At 46.5% G+C, this 3,673-nt stretch carries 5 protein-coding genes and 1 other RNA gene; 2 read left to right on the plus strand and 4 right to left on the minus strand.

What is annotated here, in order from left to right:
• Positions 1 to 314: 314 nt before the first annotated feature.
• From ACI4N7_RS04585 to ACI4N7_RS04600, 4 genes are all read right to left on the minus strand, one after another.
• Complete coding sequence (locus ACI4N7_RS04585; RefSeq protein WP_439732188.1) at positions 315 to 539, minus strand: hypothetical protein; 225 nt, start codon at positions 537 to 539, stop codon at positions 315 to 317.
• Positions 540 to 847: 308 nt separating this feature from the next.
• Positions 848 to 1,075 (minus strand): hypothetical protein, encoded by a 228-nt coding sequence (locus ACI4N7_RS04590; RefSeq protein WP_439732189.1) that lies wholly within the window; start codon positions 1,073 to 1,075, stop codon positions 848 to 850.
• Positions 1,072 to 1,581: a hypothetical protein gene (locus tag ACI4N7_RS04595; protein ID WP_439732190.1), complete on the minus strand. Its 510-nt coding sequence runs from the start codon at positions 1,579 to 1,581 to the stop codon at positions 1,072 to 1,074. Before ACI4N7_RS04595 ends, ACI4N7_RS04590 begins: the two co-directional genes overlap by 4 nt.
• Before the next feature lie 113 nt (positions 1,582 to 1,694).
• Entirely contained in the window at positions 1,695 to 1,943 is a 249-nt protein-coding gene (locus tag ACI4N7_RS04600; protein WP_439732191.1) for a hypothetical protein, read from the minus strand.
• A 216-nt stretch (positions 1,944 to 2,159) separates the two neighbouring features.
• On the opposite strand from ACI4N7_RS04600, the gene ffs reads away from it, so the two are divergent.
• Both ffs and dnaX read left to right on the plus strand, forming a co-directional pair.
• Positions 2,160 to 2,259: signal recognition particle sRNA small type (gene ffs, locus ACI4N7_RS04605), an RNA gene on the plus strand.
• Positions 2,260 to 2,429: 170 nt separating this feature from the next.
• On the plus strand, positions 2,430 to 3,673 hold a 1,244-nt coding region (gene dnaX / locus ACI4N7_RS04610; RefSeq protein ID WP_439732192.1), incomplete at its 3' end, for a DNA polymerase III subunit gamma/tau.

Below are 3,673 nucleotides of genomic sequence, written 5' to 3' on the forward strand. Positions count from 1 at the left end.
TGAAAATGGGCAGTTCTTCTTCATACGTCATTTTTCACACCTCCTATTTATTGTCCCATTGTCAGTTATGGTTTATAGATTTTGTCCTTTTGCAAAATCTAAATTCCTGACATCTCTATGTTTGATAATCAGCAGGGAGACGTACCTTTTCTCACTATGATAGGGTCCTTTCCGATACGCTGGCCGGATTAGGATACTTCAGTAATCAGTATTTCCACCTCTCATTTTGCCAGCAGACGCCTGTTGGAACTGCAAGCAGTGTATAGCTGGTATGGTCTTGATAATCATTCCCATAGCTCACCTTTTATGCAGACTCAACTCAGATCTTTTGAATTATCTATTATCGTAGGCGGTGGGAGATGATATTTTTCCCGCAGTTTGCAATATTTTTTATAATGCTCCTTCTCCAATTTCTTTAATTTTTGCTCTAATTCCGCCCTTTCCTGATATGATTTAGCCTTGTACATCTCAGCATAAATCACTTCCCGCTCATCTTGCACCATTTTTATGAAAATGGGCAGTTCTTCTTCATACGTCATTTTTCACACCTCCTATTTATTGTCTCATTGTCCAGTTATGATTTATAGATTTTCTCCCTTTTGCAAAATCTAAATTCCTGACATCTCTATGTTTGATAATCAGCAGGAAGACGTACCTTTTCTCAACTATGCTAGGGTCCTTTACGATACGCTGGCCGGGTTAGATACTTCTATAATCTTTATTTCCGCCTCGCACTTTGCCAGCAGGTACCGGTTGGAACTGCAAACCGCGTATAACCTGACGTCATTGACCGGTATGGTCTTGATAATTGTTTCCATGGCTCACCTGCAGTTTTCATTCTGAACTGTTAAAATGGTTTCTTAGAATTATCTACTACCTCGGGCGGCGGCATATGATACTTTGCATTTAATTCAAAAAGTTCTTTGATGTGCCGCCTATTCAGAAGGCGCAATTCGTGATTCAATCGTCCGGCTTCATCTGAGCATGGTCTCAATTTCTCCATTTTATCGGAGATGCTATTTCTTTCTCGCTCAGTTCTTTTTATAAATAGGCTCAGCTCTTCTTCATAAGTCATTTCTTACTCCTCATAAACTTAAGGCCTTGCATGTCTTTAACTAGATGTTCCATTGCCGCCAGCTGCCAATATTCAATAGGTTTTTGCAATTCAAATGCAGAATTTAGCGCCTTATTTCTTGCGGCATTATATAATTCATTCGCCTTTTTAGGGGTAATGGGCTCCCCGTCATATTCCATGATATACCGACCCAAGCCGCTTATTACTTCCAGCCGCTTCAGCTGATATTCAAAAAACGTTGAAAAGTCGCTGATGCTGAAGCAGTCGCCGTAATAATCTTTACTGTCCGGGTGGTTATGGATGATGACCTTAGCCCCCTGCAGTTTGTCTCCTATGGCGGTAATATCCACGGAGAAGGAATTCCCTGTGAAATGGTAGGTTTCCCCGTCCTTTGTGATGACCACGGCGTTTTCGATATCCGCGCCCTTGCATTCCTCGCCGAATTTTTTAAAACAGGTTTCTATTGCTTTGTCATCATTATATACTATATTCGGCTTCTGAGCCACAGTCGCATGATCATTACTGTATTCCGTCTTGCCTCCTGCGAGGCCTTTGATGGGCTCGGGGTTCTTTGAACTGCCTGATTTGATGATATATTTCTTCTGCCATTCCTTGAAGCTTATATTCCGGTGGTATTCCTCTTGAAGGTGGAGGGGTCCTTCATCCACCGGCGGGTGGCGTTATCCACATAGTAGGGGACCAGGGTACACCTGCAGTTTGGATGCATGGGCGGGGCCGTGACGCCTGGGACGGCGCCCTTCCGGTTCATAACCTTATCGTCATGGCCACCGCATGTATAAGTCTCCAGCGCGGCCACATACCGCACCTTTTCCACACCTTTGACCCCGAACGAATCCACATCAGCCATAGTGGTGACGCAGACAGCTTCGGTCTTGAAGGAGCCTCACGGCCCGGTATTGGCCGGTTCCTATATTCTGGGCCAGTCGGAGGGATGACTCATAGGCCTCCTTCTCCTTGATAATGAGCCCGCACCAGCTCACCGGTCCACCAACAAATATATTGCATTTTTCCTCTGATGCTGTATAATATAGTACATGGCTCTGCAGTACTGATTTATGGCAGTCTCCGGGCCCCGTGCAATGAAATCCCATGAACCCGGTCAGGTCCGAGAGGAAGCAGCCGTAAGTGGCCCTTTTCATGTGACACGGTGCATCCTGGAGACTGTCATAAATGAGGACTGCAAGGCTTTTTTTATGTCCATTCTGTCTTTTGGGATCTTTTATTTATTGTATAATAAATATAATAAAAGTTTCCGGATATTGGATTCCGTTTTTCGGATTCCGATGTCTTCACCATTATCAGAAATTGAATCATTCCGGCCGGGAGGTTGTTTATGGCATACTTAGCATTATATCGTAAATGGAGACCCCGCACATTTACAGAGGTCGTAGGGCAGAAGCATATTTCTATCCCTCTGCAGAGAGCCATCGAGCAGGATCGGCTGGCTCACGCCTACCTGTTTTCCGGTCCCCGGGGCACAGGAAAAACGAGTATGGCTAAAATTCTGGCCAAAGCCGTGAACTGTCTCCATCCCGATGGTGTGAATCCCTGCAATGCATGTCAGAGCTGCCGGGAAATCAATGCCGGTTCCAGCCTGGATGTTTATGAAATTGATGCCGCTTCCAACCGCGGCATTGAAGAAATCCGCGCCCTCCGGGAATCTGTGCGCACCCTCCCCGCCGTAAGCCGTAAAAAAGTCTATATTATCGATGAAGTACATATGCTCACCAAGGAGGCTTTCAATGCACTGCTGAAGACACTGGAAGAACCGCCGTCCCATGTACTTTTCATTCTGGCTACCACGGAGCCGGAAAAAATTCCTCTTACCATTCTGTCCCGCTGCCAGCGGTATGAATTCCATCGGATTTCCGTAGAGGATATTAAAAATCATCTTCTTTATATTGCCAAAGAAAGCGGTCTCTCTCTGACGGAGGATGCCGCTGACCTGATTGCCGTCCGGGCAGACGGCGGACTGCGTGACGCCCTGTCTCTTCTGGATCAGTGCTCTTCCGCTTCAGAGTCAAAGGTACTGGATGCCCCTGCCGTATATGACCTGTTAGGTCTCACCAGCAAGGACAGAATTCTCGACCTGTCCCATCATATCTTCAATGGAAAAAGCGCTGATGCTCTGTCTCTGTTCTATACCATCCTGCAGGGAGGAAAGGAGCCGGCTTCCATTCTTCGGGATCTTCTGGAACACTTCCGCAATCTGATGATCTGCAAAGTCAATCCAAAAGCGCCGGAATTTTCCCAGTACGGAGATAAGGCAGATGTTCTCCGCTCCGATGCCTCCCGGCTTCCGGAGCCTTATCTGGATTCGCTTTTTGATTATCTTCATCAGGCACTTCACGAAACAAAAAGAAGTTCTTCCCCAAGGCTCAGCGCAGAAATGGGACTTCTTCACCTGTGCCGCATGAAAGGCTCCCAATCTTTGGAGTCCCTGGCCCATCGGGTAAGCCTTCTGGAAGAAGAACTGGAAAACATGAAAAGGAACGGCATGCCCCTGAGACAGGAAAATGCTGTATCTGCTCCCCCGGCCATGCAGAAACCATCGCCTTCTCCTCTGCCTTCTTTTTC

Origin of the sequence: Dialister sp. (assembly GCF_051885895.1) — a bacterium.
GTDB lineage: Bacteria > Bacillota > Negativicutes > Veillonellales > Dialisteraceae > Dialister.